Below are 17,544 nucleotides of genomic sequence, written 5' to 3'. Positions count from 1 at the left end.
CAAAGACCTTTCTTTGGTCGCTCTGGTCTAACAAGGGCCTAACAAAACACGCGTGATGTCCGAACGATGACATAACGACTTTTGCGAGATTAGCACAGAGAAGAGGAGGGACAAATCATTATATTGCTCTATAAAACGCTTTTTTTTAATAATAATTATGGGGCTGAAAGGGACGGGGCAATTAAACCAAAAAAACCATTTCTCAATGCCGTAAAGAGCGCTGAGAAATGGTTTGAATGGAGGCTATTTAAAGCATTTTTTATCGACATGCTTTGCCTACATAAGGGTGCCTAAAGGCGCTTAGGAACCTGCTGAGTGATGCAGTGAATGTTACCGCCGCCTAGGAGAATCTCTCTGGCCGGTACCCCAATGAGCGTATGGTTAGGGAAAGCGCTGGCTAGGATCTGTTGTGCCTGCGGATCGGTTTTTGTGTCCAATAAGGGAAAGATAACACTCTGATTACTAATCAGAAAGTTCGCATAAGACGCGGCCAATCGCTCTCCTGCGTGTCGTTCCATGGTCTCTGTTTGTTGAATGCCTTGGCTTTCTGTTTCGCTCATATAAAGCGGGCCAGGCATTGGCAGCTTAATGACCTCAATGGCACGGCCTTGGGCGTCCGTCGTTTGGCTTAGTACGTCATAGGCGGCACGGCTGATGGCATATTGAGGGTCGTTTTTATCGTCACACCAAGTGAGCGCAACAACGCCTGGGCGAATCACGTGCAGAATGTTGTCTATGTGGCCGTTGGTTTCATCGTTAAACAAACCGTCTTTTAACCAAACTACTTTTTTGATGCTCAAGTAATTGTCTAACAGTGTCTCGATTTCTTGCTTGCTTAAGTCTGGGTTACGGCTAGGGTGCAGTAAGCATTCTTCTGTGGTGTATAGGGTGCCTTCGCCATCGCAATGAATGGAACCGCCTTCTAAGAAAAGCGGCGCTTGGTAATAGTCGTCACCCGTGATGTTGGCCATTTGAGGCGCCATGGCATCGTCTAAATCCCATGGCGAATACAGGCCAGCCAGCTCGCCTCCCCACGCATTAAACTGCCAGCTTACGGCTCGGCGTTCGCCCTTGTTGTTCACCACATAAGAACCGCCGATGTCGCGCATCCAGCAATCGTTATAAGGGATTTCAAGCACACGAATGTGCTCGTCGAGAGATTGGCGGGCAATGTCGTAATGGCTATTAGGCACTACGACAGTCACTTGGGCAGATTGAGCAATGGCCAAAGCCACTGCGGTAAAGGCCTGTTGAGCGGGTTTACCAGACTCTCGCCAATTATCCCCTCGTATTGGCCAAGCAAGCCAAACCTGTTCTTGGGGTTCGTGTTCACCCGGCATACGAAAGCCATCTTGTTTTGGTGTTGAGTCCAGTTTATTGCTCATAATCAGTCCTATTTTTTACTCGCTAATGGAATTATCAAATTCACCGGAGTTACGAGTTTGCCGGCGTTTTTCCATCCAGTGTTTGAAGGGTTTGGTAATGGGTTGGGCGACGATCGCGATACAAGCCCCATGCTTGGCGTTGGAATTCCAAATGCGCTAAATCGAATTCATGCACCAATACTCCTTCGGTTGTGCGATCCGCTTCGGCAACTTTTGCCCCTGTGTCGTCGGTAATAAAAGACGAGCCATAGAAGGTCAAAGACAAGTCGCGGTATTTTGCGTTCTCGGTGCCAATGCGGTTAGACGCGATGACGGGAGTTTGGTTAGCGGCCGCATGCCCCTGCATAACACGTTGCCAATGTGGTTGGCTGTCTAATTCTGGCTGGCTTGGCTCACTGCCGATGGCGGTTGGGAAGAACAAAAGTTCTGCGCCTTGCAATGCCATACTGCGAGCCGTCTCTGGGAACCATTGATCCCAGCAGATGCCTACGCCAATTTTGGCGTAGCGGGTTTCCCACACTTTAAAGCCGGTATCGCCAGGGCTAAAGTAGTATTTTTCTAGATAGCCATCGCTGTCTGGAATGTGTGTCTTGCGGTAAGTGCCCATTAAGCTGCCGTCGGCATCGATCATGGCCACTGTGTTGTAACGCACGTTACCGGCTTTTTCGAACCAGCTAAATGGCAGCACGACTTCGAGTTCTTTGGCCAGCGCAGAAAGACGCTTAAAGGCGACGTTGCTCTCTAGCGTAGTGGCTAGGGCGTGATAAGACTCGCTGATCTCGATGCAAAAGTAAGGGGTTTCGAACAACTCTTGCAGCAGAATAATTTGCGCACCTTGTTCTGCTGCTTGCCTTACTAAGCGCTCAGCCGTGTCTAGGTTTTCTTCAATGTTCCAAGAACACGCCATTTGGGTCGCTGCAACCGTTACTTTTCTCATAGCATCTGTCTCTTTCGTCGATGATGTTAGTGGATTGTGTGTCATCAATATGCCCAGCAGGGCATGCCTCTGTGGCGCTAGTATAACAATATCTTATTTGTACGCGGAATTAGGTTATTATGGAAATGTAATATTTCGTTTGTTATATGAGAGATTTCGATAACCTATGGACATAGACATCAGCCAGCTACGTTTGCTCGTGGTGCTGGAGCGTGAACGAAGTTTGTCACGCGCAGCCAAGACCTTGCATTTGAGTCAGTCTGCGGCAAGTCATGTATTGGCAAAGCTACGGACCCGTTTCGATGACCCCTTGTTTGTTAAAACCAAATTAGGCATGGAGCCAACGCCAACAGCCCTGGCGTTGATCCCAGATGTGCGCAAAGGGCTGAGTGCATTGGATTTGGCGTTTAATAAAGTGAAGCCTTTTAATCCGCGCACTGAAGCCAAGACCTTTTACATTGGTGCGGTCGATTATTTTGAGTTTTATGCCTTGCCTAAGCTGGCGAGCCGGTTGCAAGAGGAGGCGCCTAATATCCGCATCGCCATTGATATCTTGCCGGAGAATTTGCGCATGGATCGAGTTGAAGAAGGGCGCTTAGATCTTTTTCTAGGGGTCGATAACTTGCAGTCTGTGCCAAGGTATTACCATCGTCAGCATTGGTTAACGGATCAATACGTAGGCATTGTGCGAAAAGGGCACAGCTTGCCAGATCAGCTTAGTCTGCATGCTTTTTTAGCGACACCGCACATTCATTTGCCACTGGTTAACTCAGGCGCGGACCCCATCGATCAATGGTTAATAGAGCAGCATCAATCGAGACAAATTTCGATGATAGTGCAGAGTTATGCGATTGGTGGCATGGTCGCCGCCAAGTCGGACAGCTTGATGTGTGTGCCGGCGAATATTGCCAAAGAGTTAACGGCCATGTTGCCGGTGCGAACTGTGTTGTTGCCGAAAGGTGTGCCTGAACTGTCGCTGAGCATTTTTTCACACCAACTTTACGATAGCCAAGAAAGCATCCAGTGGTTGATTGAAAAGATCCAGCAATGTGTGCCACCCTCTCAATAGGAGTAACCCCCCCGCGCGAAATGGGCTGTGTTTTATCTGCGTGATGTATCCTCCTAGTCAGGGCACAGTATAGTAGCGGGTGAACTTATGCTTTGTACCACCTTGGGGATATGGTTTTCTCAGTGTGGATTTTGTAGCTTGGCAGTATCTTTTATACGTCGTTTTGCAGAATAAGAAAGTCTCCTAATATTCGACGATTTACTCAAGGAAATTATCATGAATAGTTACGAACAATGGAAAGCGCAGGCCGCCTCCCTTTCTTTTCCAAGTCAGGCGTATATTAATGGTGAGTTTGTTCCTGCCGTGAGCGGCGAGACCTTTGACTGCATTAACCCAACCACGGAAGCCCTGCTCACCAAGGTGGCCAGTTGTGATAGCGCGGATGTGGATGTGGCGGTTGCGGCGGCAAAAAAAGCCTTTAAAAGTGGTGTGTGGTCAACCATGGCTCCCCGTGAGCGAAAAAATATCATGCTTAAATGGGCGCAATTGATTGAAGAGCATAAAGACGAGTTTGCGCTGCTAGACACTTTAGACATGGGCAAATCCATTTCTGAAATGGTCGGCATTGATATTCCAGATTCCATTGATTGCTTCCGCTGGACGGCAGAAGGCATAGACAAACTGTACGGTGAAATCGCACCAACAGGTGGGCCAAATCTTGCGTTGATCAGCCATGAGCCTATTGGCGTGATTGCGGCGATTACACCGTGGAATTACCCTTTGATGATGGCCTCTTGGAAAGTGGCGCCAGCGCTTGCTGCGGGCAATAGCGTGATTTTAAAACCGTCTGAAAAATCACCATTAAGTGTGTTGCGTTTGGCTGAACTAGCAACACAAGCGGGTGTGCCAGATGGTGTCTTTAACGTTCTGCCAGGCTTTGGTCATACTGCCGGTAAAGCGCTTGCTTTGCATAATGACGTACAGGTCATCGCCTTCACTGGTTCAAGTCGCGTCGCTGGCATGTTGATGGAATATTCAGGTCAATCGAACTTGAAGCGTGTCTGGATTGAAGCTGGTGGCAAATCCCCTTGTTTGGTGTTTGACGACTGCGAAGACATTACTGCGGCGGCAAAAGGCGCGGCGTCGTCTATTTTTACCAATCAAGGCGAAGTTTGCATTGCTTGCTCTCGTTTGTACGTGCAAAGCGGCATTAAAGACAAATTTATGGTGGCCTTGATAGAAGCGGCGAAAGGCTATGTGGCGGGAGATCCATTGAATCCGGCAACCAATATGGGGCCAATGGTAGACAAGACTCAGCTTGATACCGTTACGCGCTTTATCAATAGTGCGCAAGCGGACGGCGCGACATTGGTGCATGGTGGCGTACCTGAGTATCAACAAGGGAAAGGCTTTTACGCAAAACCAACGATCTTTGCTGACGCGAAAAACAGCATGGAATTTGTACGAGAAGAAATTTTCGGTCCTGTGCTTGCGGTTGCCACCTTTGAGACAGAAGAAGAAGGTGTTGCCTTGGCGAACGATTCTAAATATGGCTTAGGCGCTGCTATTTGGACAAGCAATTTGTCACGTGCTCATCGTGTTAGCCGCCAATTAGAAAGCGGAATGGTATGGGTTAATACTTGGGGAGATGGTGATTCAACCGTGCCATTTGGTGGTGTTAAAGCGTCTGGTAATGGTCGTGATAAATCGCTTCATGCGATGGAAAAATACACCGAAGTGAAAAACGTGTGGATTCGTCTATAACATCATAAGCGACAGCGCCTTTGCTGCTGCTTTTTATAGGGTTGCCATTTTTGCGTCATAGACGCACGCACACTGGCTGCGCTTGATCTTGTCTGATCATGATCAAGCGCAGACTCGCTGGCTAGCATCTCAATACTTTCTTTTCTCTGCTGCTTCCTTGTTTCTCTTTTCTGCCATTTCTGTGATACCCCTCGTGGCCAGTAGGTGTGCCAGTCGTTTTGATCTTTGCTTCTTGTCTACTGGATTTTGCCTTGAGTCAGTGACAAAAGCGTTGTGATTGCGTTGTGATAGGTTATCGATCGAAAATTTTTTCATTAGAATACGACCAAATGCACAAAAAATAATGAATATGAGAAGCGTTCTTGTTAAGATGTTTTAAACCGACATTAACGTGTGTGCTTGTGCTTTTTCAAATAACGTAATGAGAAGCATGCACGAACGGTATCAAACTAACGCATTGGATTCGTAAATGCGTTGGCTAAACGTAAGGAAGGGGCGAGTTCGTCGTCTCTGCTCCAATTGCTTAATCTATTATGGCTGGATGTTTTCAATGAAGTTGATCGGTATTTTCTTTCTTTCCCTGTTTTTTGCCCTGACGACAATGAAAGTGTGGGCAGCAGAGGGTGGCTCTCAAAGTAGCACTCAAAAGGATGCTAATGGCTTCAGTCAGCAAATACATGACCCTCGTTATACTAAATTACCCACTTACCTGATTGAAATTAAAGACGGTGAGTTGATTCCTGCGGAGTTGATTGTTCCTGCTAAAACGAGATTCCGCCTAGTGGTAAAAAACATTGGCAGCAAGCCAGCAGAGTTTGAAAGTAACCAGCTGCGCCAAGAAAAAGTATTGTTTATGGGCGCGAATACCAGCCTGGTTATTACGCCGTTGGATGTTGGCTCGTATGATTATTACGACGATTTTGCACCGACTGCTCGCGGAAAAATTACTGTTAAGGCTCAGGATTAAACAATGGGACAGATTATTTTTGTTGTTTGTCGTGAGAGTGTGGAAGCGCTCTTAGTGATAGGAATTTTATACGCCTGGATGAATGGCCGCCCAGACGCGCGACAAGGAAAAATTTGGTTGTTGGCTGGGATATTAGGCGGGTTTGCTCTGGCGGGTTTGCTGACGCTTACTTTGATCGGAGTGACCGATATTTTAGGTGGAGCTGGTCGCGATTGGTTTGAAATCGGCATGCTGACGTTTGCCAGTGCATTGATTGTGCAGATGGTGATGTGGATGCGTGCCCATGGCCGCACGATGAAAAAAGACCTTGAAAGTGGGCTAGAAGAAAGCGCCAAATCCTCCAACTGGTGGGGAGTGTTCTTCCTGGCGATGATCGCGGTTGGGCGTGAAGGTTCTGAAACCGTTATGTTTCTTTATGGCTCCTTGTTGCAGCTGGACTCGTTTGGCTCCTATGTGAACTTCTTTGTGGCGGCGGCCATTGGTTTGGCGCTGGCAATGATTCTGTTCTTCTTGCTGCAAATTGGCGGCAAATACATTTCTTGGAAATGGTTTTTCCGAGTCACGGAAACCATGTTGCTTTTCTTGGGCTCAGCCCTCTTTTTAACCGCCGCGGGCAAATTATTAGGTGGTCCACTGGCGGCAACAGATTTACCTGCTTGGCTGTACAGCACAGTATGGGATGTGTCTGGTGTGCTGAGTGACAGTTCTGTATTTGGTGGTTTGTTGGCGTCGCTTTTTGCTTATCGCTCACAGCCTATTGGTTGGGATTTGGTTATGGTTGCCATTTATTGGGCGTTGGTACTCTTGGTACTTAGATGGCAATTGCGTGGGCGACCACAGCGCACACAGAGATTAGAAACGGCAACAGAAACGCATTAATACAATGGATGATCAGGGTTTGCCCTAGCATTAGGGTAGATCCGCTATTTTAAAAAAAACACATTAGGAGTAAATAATAGTGAGAACGATTCTAAATACCCTCATCGTAGGCGCTACACTTAGCTTTTCTTTGCCAGCGATGTCTGCCGTCTCTCAGAGTGTGCAACGTGCCACCTTGAACACTTATGCAACGATTGCGACAGCGAACTATCAAGACGCATTAGAAGGTGCGAAAGCCCTTAAAGTCGCGATTGATACCTTTGCGAAAAACCCAACAGCAGAAACCTTACAAGCCGCAAAAAATGCTTGGTTAGCCTCTCGTGAAAGCTACGGAACAACAGAAATTTTCCGTCTATCTAACGGCCCTATCGATGCAGAAGATGGCTGGGTAGCAGAAGCTTACGGTGGATTAGAAGGTCAGATCAACGCTTGGCCGTTGGATGAAAACCTAATCGACTACACGGAAGACGCAAACTACCAGCGTACCAGTGGCAATATCATTGATACGAAAGGGGTATTTACTCCAGGTGGTGAAGACGCAGAGCCAGTAAATGTGGCCAAGATCACCCCTGAAGTGCTCACTGAATTAAACGAAAATGGCGGTGACGCCAACGTAGCAAGTGGTTACCACGCCATTGAATTTTTGTTGTGGGGCCAAGATCAAGACTACAACAACATGATCGAAGACAAGATCACGCACGGCCCAATGACCGCAGGCCAGCGTCCATTGTCTGATTTTACAACAGACAAATTGAAGCAACGTCGCTTGGATTACCTAAGAGCGGCAACAGACAAGTTGGTTTACGACCTAGCCAAAGTGTCTAGCGCGTGGAATACCAAGGTGATCGGCAATAACGGCCTTTACCGTGCCGCTTTATTGGATCAATTGACGGGCGCTGAAAAAGACAAAAACATCGCAACAGCGACGTCTTTGAAACAGATTTTCTCTGCAATGGGCGTGTTCTCTAAATCTGAATTGGCCAATGAGCGTATTGCGGTAGCCGTATTAACGCCAAGTGAAGAAGATGAGCATTCTTGTTTCTCTGACAATACTCACCGTGACATTGACTTGAACTACCAAGGCATCAAAAACGTCTTGATGGGCGAGTACAAAGGCAAAAAAGTCGGACCTGCTTTCTTTGACAACTTGCCAACTGAAGAGCAAGCGAAGATCAAAGCATTGATGGCTGACATTGAAATGCGCATCGCTAAGATCAACAAATTGGCGACAACAACGATGCATTTTGATTACCAGATTCACCCAGAAAACGAAGCCAGCGTACAGAACATTGTTACCTTGAAAAATGAACTACGTCGTTTGGGTGACCAAATGGTGAATGTTGCGAACGCTTACGGTATTTCATTGACTACGAATGATGTAACAGACGCTGAAGAAACTCAGATCTAAGTCAAGCAATAGGCAATAAGCGGATAGGAGCACGTTACCTTATAGTGTGAAATAAGGTAACGTGTCTTTCTTTTTTAATGGGTGCGAACTAGTCAAAATAGAGAACTATGAAAAGTAACGGTCGACGCGTCGCGAAAAGGATTTTTCGAGGCGCTTTTGTGTTTCTAATATGGCCTAGTTTGGTTCACAGCGCCGCGATTGAAATGTCTGGTACTGCTGATAGCGAGTTGTTTACTAATTCAAAAAGCAGCAAGCCTTTTTCGCAACCGCGAAACATGACAGACGCTGAATACGATCAGTTTATTCTCGGTCGCTCCTTTTTTTCTATTCCTTGGGTGGAGGCCCCCAGTGCCACAACGGCACGTGATGGTTTAGGCCCTCATTTCAATGCCAATACCTGTACCAGTTGTCATGTGGACAGCGGTGGTGCGCCGACCCTCAGTAAAGATGGGCAGCCGTTGCGCTCGCTGGTGTTTAAATTGACCCAGCCAAGTAAGCATGGGTTACGTTGGCAGTTAAACAATATCGATGCACCGGCGCACGACAGCGTGCCGGACCCAGTGTATGGGGTGCAGGTCGCCATTAACGGTAATGGCAAAGTGCTACCTGAAGCGCGCACTCGTTTGCGCATTGAATCGCTGCCTTTTACCTACCCAGATGGGCAAACCATTCTCTTGTCTAAATTTGACCCTTATTTAGATCAATTGGCTTATGGCCCGTTAGCGGATGATACGGTAATTTCCTTACGCCAGCCTCCCGCGTTGGTTGGCTTGGGCTTACTGGAGCAAGTGCCAGAGAGTGAGATTTTAGCCTGGGCGGACCCATCAGATCGCAATGGAGATGGTATTAGTGGGCGCCCGAATTGGTTAAATTCACCAGAACAGCAACAAAAAGTATTGGGACGCTTTAATTGGAAGGCGTCGGAAGCTAGTATTGTCAACCAATCCGCCAATGCGGCAGCCCATGACCTTGGTTTAACCAACCCAGCTTACCCTGAAGAGTTGTGTCAACCTGCGCAGTTGGATTGCTTAGCAGCGCCCCGGGGACGGCAATCACCCCATGGCCTTTTGGATCTTCCTGAGTTCCGATTACAAGCCATAGCTGCCTACATTCGTGGCCATAAAGTGCCACAACCTGTTGCTCTGGATGAGGAAGCTCAAAAAGGGCAAAAGCTCTTTCATGAGGCGGGGTGTGGCGGTTGCCATCGGTCAACATTAACGACCGAGAAAGGCCAAGTCTTTCACCCCTACAGCGACCTGTTGCTTCATGACATGGGTGCATCGCTAAAAGATGGACGGCCGGAGTTTTTGGCCAGTGAGCGCGAGTATCGTACCGCCCCTTTGTGGGGGATAGGTGGTCGTGTTCGTGCAGGAGAGCGCTTTTTGCACGATGCTCGGGCAGCAACGCCAGAAGAAGCGATTCTCTGGCATGGTGGTGAGGCACAAGCCGCCAAATCGACATTTATTGAACTGGGTCGCGCTCAGCGTGCGGCCTTGCTACATTTTCTGGAGCAACTATGAAAGCTTTTACTGGTCTGTCACTCATGCTACTGCTGGGCGCTCCTGCGCTGAGCCAAGCGGCAGAACAAGACCCTTATGCGGTTATTTATGACACTGTTATTCAGGCGAACGCGAACAATGCGGTGACCTATTGTGGAGATCTAAAACAGGCACTAGACAACCCATCGAGTGAGCAGCGGCATCAGGCTTTTGCGCAACTGACAGAAGGTTGGGGGCGTGTACAGGCGAGCTATATTCTAGGTGCGTATGACATGGACGCGATGGACTATCCCTTGATGGTGGATTATTTCCACATGGGCAAAGAAGACATTCATGAAAGCCTAGGTCGCATCATGAAGGGGGATCTTGCCGCCTCCAAAGCCTTGTATAAAAACTCTTATAAAACCTTGGGCGCATTGGACGATGTTATGTTCAGCGGCCCTTGGACAGAGCGTCGCAAAGAAATGGCCGAGGTCATTAGTTCGAACGTTTGTAAGCGCTTGACTCAGGTGCGTGATGGTTACCAAGAGCACCGTGCCGACTTCCTTGATGATCACGATAAAGCCTTGTCTTTGTTGATCAACGCAGAAATCGAAAACATTTATAAAACCCGTGATTGGCGCATTGCGCAAATCAGTGGTTTGACGAAGGCCACACTGGGTCAACCAAAGCCTGAGCATCAACAATACCCTTACAGCAAAGCGTCATGGGGCTTTATTGGCGCGATTTTAGAAACCAATAAGCAGCTTCTTGCTGACGATCAGCAGCCGAATGTCGCCACCATAGTGTATGCAAAACACGGCGAGGAAGGCATGGCTGCGGTTCAAGAGGCGCTCACGGCTTCTTGGGTGGCGTATCAAGGCGCACCGGCGGAGCACAATTACAACACAGGTGACATGATTCCTTTGTTTCAAGGCTTGTTGGATTTACAGAAAGCCTTTTACCGTCAATTGGTTGGCAGTATCGGTGTGACCGCGACTCTGATCGACGCTGATGGCGATTAGTTCACCGTTAGAGGCTTTTTTAAACGGCAGTGAGCGGGTCTTTTGGGGCTATTTATTGGTCAGCGCCATCATCGCATTGGTGTGGTACGTAAGGCAGGGTAATACCTTGTCTTGGGTACAGCTAAAACGATATTGGTGGAGTCTTGATGCGAGATTAGACTATCGCTATTTCTTGGTTAATTGGTTGATCAAGACACTGCTGATTTTGCCGGTGTTACTGTCGGGACAGACGGTGGCGTTATGGACGTTAAGTGCCTTGAATGCGGTTGCCGACCCTCTGTTTCTGCCTTGGTACTACCGAGACATTGTGTTGCTTTATACCTTGAGTCTGTTTGTGCTGGAAGACTTAAGTCGCTATGCCTTGCACCGCTGGATGCACAGTAATCCTTGGTTATGGAAAATCCATCAGGTTCATCATAGCGCTGAAGCGTTGAACCCACTGACTTTTTATCGATTGCACCCGCTGGAAAATATCCTCTTTGCACTGCGTCATGCGGTGGTTGCTGGCATGGTAACTGGGGTGTTTATTTTCTGTTTCGGTGCTCGGGTCAATCTGTATACGGTGTTGGGCGGCAACTTGTTCATCGTGAGCTTGTTTGCTTTTACAGGAAACCTACGCCATAGCCATATTCGTTTAGGCTATGGGCGCTGGTTAGAGCGTGTATTGATTTCGCCAGCACAACATCAAGTCCATCATCAAAGGCGCCATATGCGACATAACTTTGGCAGTGCGCTAGCCATATGGGATGGCTTGTTTGGCACGCTTAAAGTGTCTAGAGAAGCGCCCGATGATCGTAGCTTTGGTTTGGGTGACGGTAAGAGACGGCACTTTGACAGTGTGCGAAAGCTCTTAATGCAGCCATTTTTTAGTATTTATTCAAGTATCCGACGGACATTAAAATGATTAAGAATTTTGTTTTTCTGGTTGCCGTATCGCTTATTAGTAGCCAAGTCGTGGCGGGCGAAGGTCTCACTGAAGCACAATTAGGGCAGGTGCTGTTTTTCGATCCTGTCTTCTCTGTGAACGGCACTATGTCGTGTGCAACCTGTCATGCGCCTGATCAAGGTTTTACGGACCACCGTCTTACTCGCGCCAATGGCTTTGTCTCATTGGGCGACGATGGGCATGCTCTGGGGTCGCGCAATACGCCGATGGCCGCTTACGCAAGCACTTCCCCTGATTTCCATTTTGATGAAGCGCTAAAAGAATACGTTGGTGGACAGTTTTGGGATGGGCGGGCCAATTCATTGGCAGATCAAGCATTAGGCCCACCATTGAATCCAGTAGAAATGGGCTTATCGAATGAAGAGCAGGTGGTTAAAAAACTACAGCAAAACCCACTTTATCATGCGACTTTCACCCGTCTTTATGGTGCCAATGTGTTTGCCAATCAAGCATTGAAAGAGGGGGCCGTTGCCCCTGCGTATGCGGCCTTTGGTAAGGCGCTGCAAGCGTTTGAAAGCACCGCAGCGTTTAGCAGTTACGACAGCAAATACGATCGATTCCTGAAAGGGGAATATCAGCTTACGGTATTGGAGGATTTAGGTCGGACACTCTTTTTCTCTAACAATAATGTCAACTGCAACAGCTGCCACCGCTTGAAAACAGAAGACAGTGAGAAAGAGCCTTTTACCAATCACCAATACCGCAATATTGGTGTTCCTGCTAACACAGCTTTGCTGGCGTTAGGGCATTTAAAAGCCGATTTTATTGATCATGGTTTGTTGGACAATCCAGCGGTCACAGATCCGAAATACGACGGTAAATTCAAGAATCCATCGTTACGAAATGTGGCGGTAACGGCGCCTTATATGCACAACGGCGTGTTCAAAAATTTGCGTACCGTGGTGGAATTCTACGATCATTATAACAACCCGAAGCGTTCAATTAACCCAGAAACAGGCAAGCCTTGGCGTGCTCCTGAAGTACCAGGAACCGTCGACAAAGAAGATCTAAAGGCGCATGCCTTATCGGAGCGTAAGATTGATGCCTTGGTTGCCTTTATGAAAACGCTAACGGATAAGCGTTATGAGCCTCTGCTTAAAGCTCAAGAGCAAGCGGCGGCGAAATAAGTTCGTATTGATGGCTTTGTCTATGAGTGACATTGGTGGCGAGTAAGCCACCAATGTTGTTCTTTCCCTTCTTAATTTCTGTCCTTGTCCATCTCATCTAAGTGATTCAAAAACAGCGTAAATATCTCAGATTGTGTTGAGGTATCGAGGCGCGCATGGATGTTTTTTCTGTGTACTTTTACCGTTCCCGCACTAATGCCAAGCGTTTCGGCAATGGCTTTGGAAGAGTGGCCACGAAGGATTAATCCCAGTATTTCCTGCTCCCTTTGGGTTAACACCCCACAAGCAAAGGTTTTCAACGCATATTGAATGGGACCATGGGAAGGCACGTATTCTAGGTAGTCGCGAGACTGTGCGAGCCAGAACTGTTTGATTAAGGCTTCTAAAAGAGGGTAAACGGCTTTGAGCTTGATCATTTCGCCACGTTTGATTGACCCCATGAGCCTTTTTCGGCCTAAAGAGATGGCGCATGTGGTGCTGTCGTCCAGTGCAATCGTTAGGTTTATCTCGTCCACTAGGTCAAATTTTTTATAGCAGGTTTGGTAATACTCAGTGTCTTCAAAGGAATCAGGCGCCATATCCGCCAAGCGACTAATATTGGGCGTAGTGCCTTGTTGGATGCTGTTAAATAAAGGATCGAGTATGTACGCCTGATTAATGTACATATTCAGTGTAGGGCTGTGTTCTGAGCGGTTTTTAGGGTGAAGGATAATGGGTTTAAAGGATTTTTTGTAAGTCACCATAATAATGGTGTCAAAATGACAAAGTCCACTTAGGAAGTTTTCGAGCATGTTTGGAAAGCTGGGGACACGTAAGTGGTTGACTAGAATGGCAAGTTCTTTAAACGTCTCAGGAGATATTAACTCAGTATTTGCTTTGCTGGCCACCATGGACGTTTTCCTCATCTTAGTCATCGGCTTTAATTGCACAGTGATTTTTGTGATCACAAAAATGCAATTTATCATCTTCTTTCCTCGGTCGCCAATAATTAATCAGCGGCTCAAATTACCAAGGCGTTTTGTCTTTTAGCCGAAAAGCTGAAAAAGTAAGCTGAGTTTTTATTCGGTTTGATCTTAACTTTTAAGAATTAGAGGATGCTTCGATAAATTGATGTAATAATTCTGGAGTGCCAGCGAAAGCAATCCCTTCTCTAATGTCTGCTGCGATGGCCAGTTGCAGCGCTAAGGTATCTTTGTTTTTTATCGCTAAGAGGGCTTCTTGGTGGCGATCAACAATGTAGTGTTCTTCTAGCTGGCTGTTGGCAAGGCGTAAGAAGGGCCCGAGTTGTAACCATAAGCTTTCGATCAATGGCAGGCTTACCTGATGAGGGTTAGCAGAGTAAAGGCGGCGATGAAAAGCTTGGTTGCTCTGAATGGTCGCTTCAGCGTTTTTCATAGCACGAGCGTGATCAATCGCTAAATCCAGCGTTTTCAGCTCTTCTAATAGGGTATCCGTCATGTAAGGTAGGGCACGGACTGCCGCGTGGGACTCAAGTGCAATCCGCGTATCACACAATTCATTGAACTTCATAGCCGTCATTTTCGGCACCATTATACGGCGATTCTCCCTGACTTCTAACGCACGCTCCGTGCCAAGCTTTTTTAACGCCTCTCGTATTGGCATCGAGCTTACATTAAGTACTGCAGCCAATTCGCGGATAGTAAGGCTTCTTCCGGGCAGGATCTGACCGCTCATAACCGCATTGCGTAATACTTCATATACCCACTCGGTGATAGTTACACCGTCCTTTCTGTCGGTTAAGGTAATGTCTAAAGGTGAAGGATTGTTCAATTAAATGCCCTTTTCTAAAAATTATAGAGTTAAAGCGTCCTTTTTCTTGCAAAAAACTGGCTGTCATTGTTTGATCACAATATGGATTAGCTCATATTGATAATACGGCTCAAAAGAAAAATCAAAGATTATCGAAAATTATATAAATTTCTTTTGTGATCACAAAAGAGGTTGGACGTTTTAGAGCAAATAACACAATAAGTAACACAAATTATCACGAGAGTACTGGTTATGCCGGATCATGGAACAAGCAATAAAGAATTCGATCTTTTTATTACCGATTTAAATGGCAACTTACGAGGCAAACGCATTCCGGCGTCTGGTTTGAAAGGGGTTTTAAAAGACGGTGTGAAACTTCCTCAATCCGTTATCGGTTTTGATAACTGGGGCGATGATGTTTTAGAAAATGGTTTAGTGTTTGAAACGGGTGACAGTGATGGCGTTTGTTTGCCCGTTCATCCAACACCGATACCGGTTCCTTGGTCTGAATCTCCGCGAGACCAAATTCTTGCCATGATGTACAACCCAGACGGCACACCTTTCTTTCCTGATCCACGCCAAATTTTAGCCAATATTGTTGAACGATTTAAAGCGCTTGGCTATACCCCAGTAGTGGCAACCGAATTAGAGTTTTATCTATTAGATGGCGAATCTGAAGCAAAACAACGCCCAGAAGAGCCGTTAATGACAGAAGGCAATGGTCGTCGATTGACGGACACGGATTGCTATTCAATTGAAGAAATGGATGGCTTATCGAACTTTTTTGCGGATGTTCGAAGTGCGTGTGAAGTGCAAGGCATTCCTGCTGACACCATTATTTCAGAATTAGGCCCCGGCCAATTTGAAATCAACATGAAGCACGTAGACGACGCCATGCTGGCCGCCGATCATGCCAATATGTTTAAGCGTTTGGTAAAAGGCGTAGCGCGCAATTATGAATACGGTGCGACCTTTATGGCGAAACCATACGCTCAAAAAAGCGGTAATGGTTTCCATGTTCACTTTAGCTTGCTCGATAAAGACGGCGTCAATGTCTTTGATAATGGTGGCGAAGAAGGGACACCTTTATTGAAGCACGCAGTGGCTGGCTTGTTGGCTAATATGGCTGACAGTATGTTGGTATTGGCGCCACACCTTAACTCTTATCGCCGTTTTCAAAATGGGGCCCATGCGCCAACGTTTGCAAGCTGGGGTTATGAGAACCGTACTGTTGCGGTACGTATTCCTGAAAGCCCAACGGTTGCTCGTCGTATTGAACATCGCGTAGCAGGCGCTGATGCTAACCCTTACTTGGTGTTGGCTGCGGTATTAGGCGGTGCATTGGATGGTATTGAGCGAGGGCTTGAGCCGCCAGCACCAATCGAAGGCGATGCTTACTCGGTCAGTGACGATTTCCCAATATTGCCAAACCGCTGGGAAGCGGCGACCGAGGTTTTCAAAGAAAGCCGTTTCATGCGCGATTATTTGGGCGATGCGTTCGTAAAAGTATTTAGTGCGGTCAAAGCGCAAGAGCAAGAAAGAATTTATGGGCGTATTTCGGATGTTGAGTACGAAGCCTATTTATAGCGAAAGAGTAGAGCGAGAAACCATCACAAGAAAGTTCCGTTAGAAGCAATAAAATTATAACAAGCAATACAATAAAAATGCCCCAATGAGGGCATTAAGAAAACACAAAAGAATGTCATTTATCACGGGATTTATAATCCAAGGGGAACACAGAATGAAAATTAGTCATGCTTGCTTATCAGCCGTTTGCGCTGCCGTTATCTCTGGTAGCGTTGTGGCAGAAGATAAGGTCCTGAATATTTATAATTGGTCTGATTACGTCTCGCCAGATACCGTTGCGAATTTTGAGAAAGAGACCGGTATCAAGGTGAATTATGATGTATACGACAGTAACGAAGCACTAGAAGCAAAATTGATGGCAGGCTCATCAGGTTATGACTTAGTGTTTCCTTCTAACTCTTTTTTCGAGCGCCAAGTGAAGGCTGGTGCGTATCAAGCAATCGATAAAAGTAAGTTGTCGAACTACAAAAATATCGATCAGCAATTGGCCGGCAAAGTAGCCCGTCACGATGAAGGCAATAAGCACAACGTGCCTTATGCTTGGGGAACCGTCGGTATAGGTTATAACGTAGACATGGTGAAAGCGCGTCTAGGTGAAGATTTCCAACTAGATTCTTTGGACATGCTGCTAAAACCTGAAGTGGCGGCCAAATTACAAGACTGTGGTATTGCCGTGTTGGACTCGCCTGCGGAAGTCATGTCGATTGTTAATAATTACATTGGCGAAGACCCAAATTCAGAAAGCATGAGTGACCTAAAAGCCAGCGCCAAAGTACTTGCAGAGGCGCGTCCGTACTACAAATACTTCCATTCTAGTCAATACATTTCCGATTTAGCGAATGGCGATATTTGTGTTGCATTAGGGTATAACGGCGACCTTTTACAAGCCAAAGATCGTGCTGCAGAAGCAGGACAAGGGGTCAACATCAGCTTCTCAATTCCTAAAGAAGGGACCTTGCTGTGGTTTGATTTAATGGCCATTCCAGCGGATGCGCCTCATCCTGAAGCGGCAATGCAATACATCAACTACATTCTACGCGGTGATGTCGCTGCGTCCTTGTCCAACTATGTGTTTTACGCGGTACCGAACACGGCAGCAACGCCTATGTTAGATGCAGAAATCTCTGAAAACAAAGGCATCTATCCAATACAAGCGGTGAAAGATAAGCTCTTCATTCAAGTGGCACACACGCCTAAATTTGACCGTTCTTTAACTCGAGCTTGGTCAAATATTAAGACAGGCCGCTAGAAACTGGGCCCAC

The 17,544-nt window shown here is 46.9% G+C and carries 15 protein-coding genes; 11 read left to right on the top strand and 4 right to left on the bottom strand.

What is annotated here, in order from left to right; translation table 11 throughout:
* Positions 1–290: 290 nt before the first annotated feature.
* Entirely contained in the window at positions 291–1,385 is a 1,095-nt protein-coding gene (gene aguA, locus ACIGBN_RS09675) for an agmatine deiminase (RefSeq protein ID WP_396665108.1), read from the bottom strand.
* A gap of 49 nt (positions 1,386–1,434) precedes the next feature.
* Positions 1,435–2,322 carry an N-carbamoylputrescine amidase gene (gene aguB / locus ACIGBN_RS09670; RefSeq protein WP_133001486.1) on the bottom strand — a complete coding sequence of 296 codons (888 nt, stop codon included), beginning with the start codon at positions 2,320–2,322 and terminating at the stop codon, positions 1,435–1,437.
* Positions 2,323–2,488: 166 nt separating this feature from the next.
* Here aguB and ACIGBN_RS09665 point away from each other — a divergent pair, with 166 nt between their 5' ends.
* The 9 genes from ACIGBN_RS09665 to ACIGBN_RS09625 all read left to right on the top strand — a co-directional run bounded on the left by ACIGBN_RS09665 (position 2,489) and on the right by ACIGBN_RS09625 (position 12,925).
* Positions 2,489–3,391 carry a LysR family transcriptional regulator gene (locus ACIGBN_RS09665; protein ID WP_396665106.1) on the top strand — a complete coding sequence of 301 codons (903 nt, stop codon included), beginning with the start codon at positions 2,489–2,491 and terminating at the stop codon, positions 3,389–3,391.
* A 216-nt stretch (positions 3,392–3,607) separates the two neighbouring features.
* Entirely contained in the window at positions 3,608–5,095 is a 1,488-nt protein-coding gene (locus tag ACIGBN_RS09660; RefSeq protein ID WP_396665104.1) for an aldehyde dehydrogenase, read from the top strand.
* A 469-nt stretch (positions 5,096–5,564) separates the two neighbouring features.
* Positions 5,565–6,062 carry a cupredoxin domain-containing protein gene (locus ACIGBN_RS09655; protein ID WP_133001483.1) on the top strand — a complete coding sequence of 166 codons (498 nt, stop codon included), beginning with the start codon at positions 5,565–5,567 and terminating at the stop codon, positions 6,060–6,062.
* Positions 6,063–6,065: 3 nt separating this feature from the next.
* The gene (locus ACIGBN_RS09650) at positions 6,066–6,941 is read left to right on the top strand and encodes an FTR1 family protein (RefSeq protein ID WP_396665102.1); all 876 of its coding nucleotides are present in this window, start codon (positions 6,066–6,068) and stop codon (positions 6,939–6,941) included.
* Positions 6,942–7,020: 79 nt separating this feature from the next.
* Positions 7,021–8,349, top strand: coding sequence for an imelysin family protein (locus tag ACIGBN_RS09645; RefSeq protein WP_207923304.1), 1,329 nt, complete (start codon positions 7,021–7,023; stop codon positions 8,347–8,349).
* A gap of 158 nt (positions 8,350–8,507) precedes the next feature.
* The gene (locus ACIGBN_RS09640) at positions 8,508–9,869 is read left to right on the top strand and encodes a di-heme oxidoredictase family protein (protein ID WP_396665100.1); all 1,362 of its coding nucleotides are present in this window, start codon (positions 8,508–8,510) and stop codon (positions 9,867–9,869) included.
* Positions 9,866–10,852: an imelysin family protein gene (locus ACIGBN_RS09635; RefSeq protein WP_133001480.1), complete on the top strand. Its 987-nt coding sequence runs from the start codon at positions 9,866–9,868 to the stop codon at positions 10,850–10,852. Before ACIGBN_RS09640 ends, ACIGBN_RS09635 begins: the two co-directional genes overlap by 4 nt.
* Positions 10,842–11,756: a sterol desaturase family protein gene (locus ACIGBN_RS09630; RefSeq protein ID WP_396665097.1), complete on the top strand. Its 915-nt coding sequence runs from the start codon at positions 10,842–10,844 to the stop codon at positions 11,754–11,756. Before ACIGBN_RS09635 ends, ACIGBN_RS09630 begins: the two co-directional genes overlap by 11 nt.
* Positions 11,753–12,925, top strand: coding sequence for a cytochrome-c peroxidase (locus ACIGBN_RS09625; RefSeq protein WP_396665096.1), 1,173 nt, complete (start codon positions 11,753–11,755; stop codon positions 12,923–12,925). Before ACIGBN_RS09630 ends, ACIGBN_RS09625 begins: the two co-directional genes overlap by 4 nt.
* A gap of 71 nt (positions 12,926–12,996) precedes the next feature.
* On the opposite strand, the gene ACIGBN_RS09620 is transcribed toward ACIGBN_RS09625, so the two are convergent.
* The gene (locus ACIGBN_RS09620; protein WP_396665094.1) at positions 12,997–13,890 is read right to left on the bottom strand and encodes a response regulator transcription factor; all 894 of its coding nucleotides are present in this window, start codon (positions 13,888–13,890) and stop codon (positions 12,997–12,999) included.
* Positions 13,891–14,005: 115 nt separating this feature from the next.
* Positions 14,006–14,716, bottom strand: a complete 711-nt coding sequence (locus tag ACIGBN_RS09615; protein WP_396665092.1) for a GntR family transcriptional regulator — start codon at positions 14,714–14,716, stop codon at positions 14,006–14,008.
* Positions 14,717–14,947: 231 nt separating this feature from the next.
* On the opposite strand from ACIGBN_RS09615, the gene ACIGBN_RS09610 reads away from it, so the two are divergent.
* Positions 14,948–16,282, top strand: a complete 1,335-nt coding sequence (locus ACIGBN_RS09610; protein WP_133001476.1) for a glutamine synthetase family protein — start codon at positions 14,948–14,950, stop codon at positions 16,280–16,282.
* Between the two features lie 154 nt (positions 16,283–16,436).
* Complete coding sequence (locus ACIGBN_RS09605) at positions 16,437–17,531, top strand: extracellular solute-binding protein (protein ID WP_133001475.1); 1,095 nt, start codon at positions 16,437–16,439, stop codon at positions 17,529–17,531.
* Positions 17,532–17,544: the final 13 nt, after the last annotated feature.

It is taken from the genome of Marinomonas sp. NPDC078689, from assembly GCF_044542435.1.
GTDB lineage: Bacteria > Pseudomonadota > Gammaproteobacteria > Pseudomonadales > Marinomonadaceae > Marinomonas > Marinomonas arenicola.
The sequence above is the reverse complement of the archived record's forward strand: the minus strand, read 5'-3'. Positions and strand labels throughout refer to the sequence as shown.

Bases quoted from the DNA above. Each gene is read 5' to 3' on its own strand.
- ACIGBN_RS09610 (WP_133001476.1), top strand. From the start codon at position 14,948: ATGCCGGATCATGGAACAAGCAATAAAGAATTCGATCTTTTTATTACC.
- ACIGBN_RS09635 (WP_133001480.1), top strand. From the start codon at position 9,866: ATGAAAGCTTTTACTGGTCTGTCACTCATGCTACTGCTGGGCGCTCCT.
- ACIGBN_RS09660 (WP_396665104.1), top strand. From the start codon at position 3,608: ATGAATAGTTACGAACAATGGAAAGCGCAGGCCGCCTCCCTTTCTTTT.
- ACIGBN_RS09605 (WP_133001475.1), top strand. From the start codon at position 16,437: ATGAAAATTAGTCATGCTTGCTTATCAGCCGTTTGCGCTGCCGTTATC.
- ACIGBN_RS09655 (WP_133001483.1), top strand. From the start codon at position 5,565: ATGCGTTGGCTAAACGTAAGGAAGGGGCGAGTTCGTCGTCTCTGCTCC.
- ACIGBN_RS09625 (WP_396665096.1), top strand. From the start codon at position 11,753: ATGATTAAGAATTTTGTTTTTCTGGTTGCCGTATCGCTTATTAGTAGC.
- ACIGBN_RS09630 (WP_396665097.1), top strand. From the start codon at position 10,842: ATGGCGATTAGTTCACCGTTAGAGGCTTTTTTAAACGGCAGTGAGCGG.
- ACIGBN_RS09650 (WP_396665102.1), top strand. From the start codon at position 6,066: ATGGGACAGATTATTTTTGTTGTTTGTCGTGAGAGTGTGGAAGCGCTC.
- aguA (WP_396665108.1), bottom strand. From the start codon at position 1,385: ATGAGCAATAAACTGGACTCAACACCAAAACAAGATGGCTTTCGTATG.
- ACIGBN_RS09665 (WP_396665106.1), top strand. From the start codon at position 2,489: ATGGACATAGACATCAGCCAGCTACGTTTGCTCGTGGTGCTGGAGCGT.
- ACIGBN_RS09620 (WP_396665094.1), bottom strand. From the start codon at position 13,890: ATGATAAATTGCATTTTTGTGATCACAAAAATCACTGTGCAATTAAAG.
- aguB (WP_133001486.1), bottom strand. From the start codon at position 2,322: ATGAGAAAAGTAACGGTTGCAGCGACCCAAATGGCGTGTTCTTGGAAC.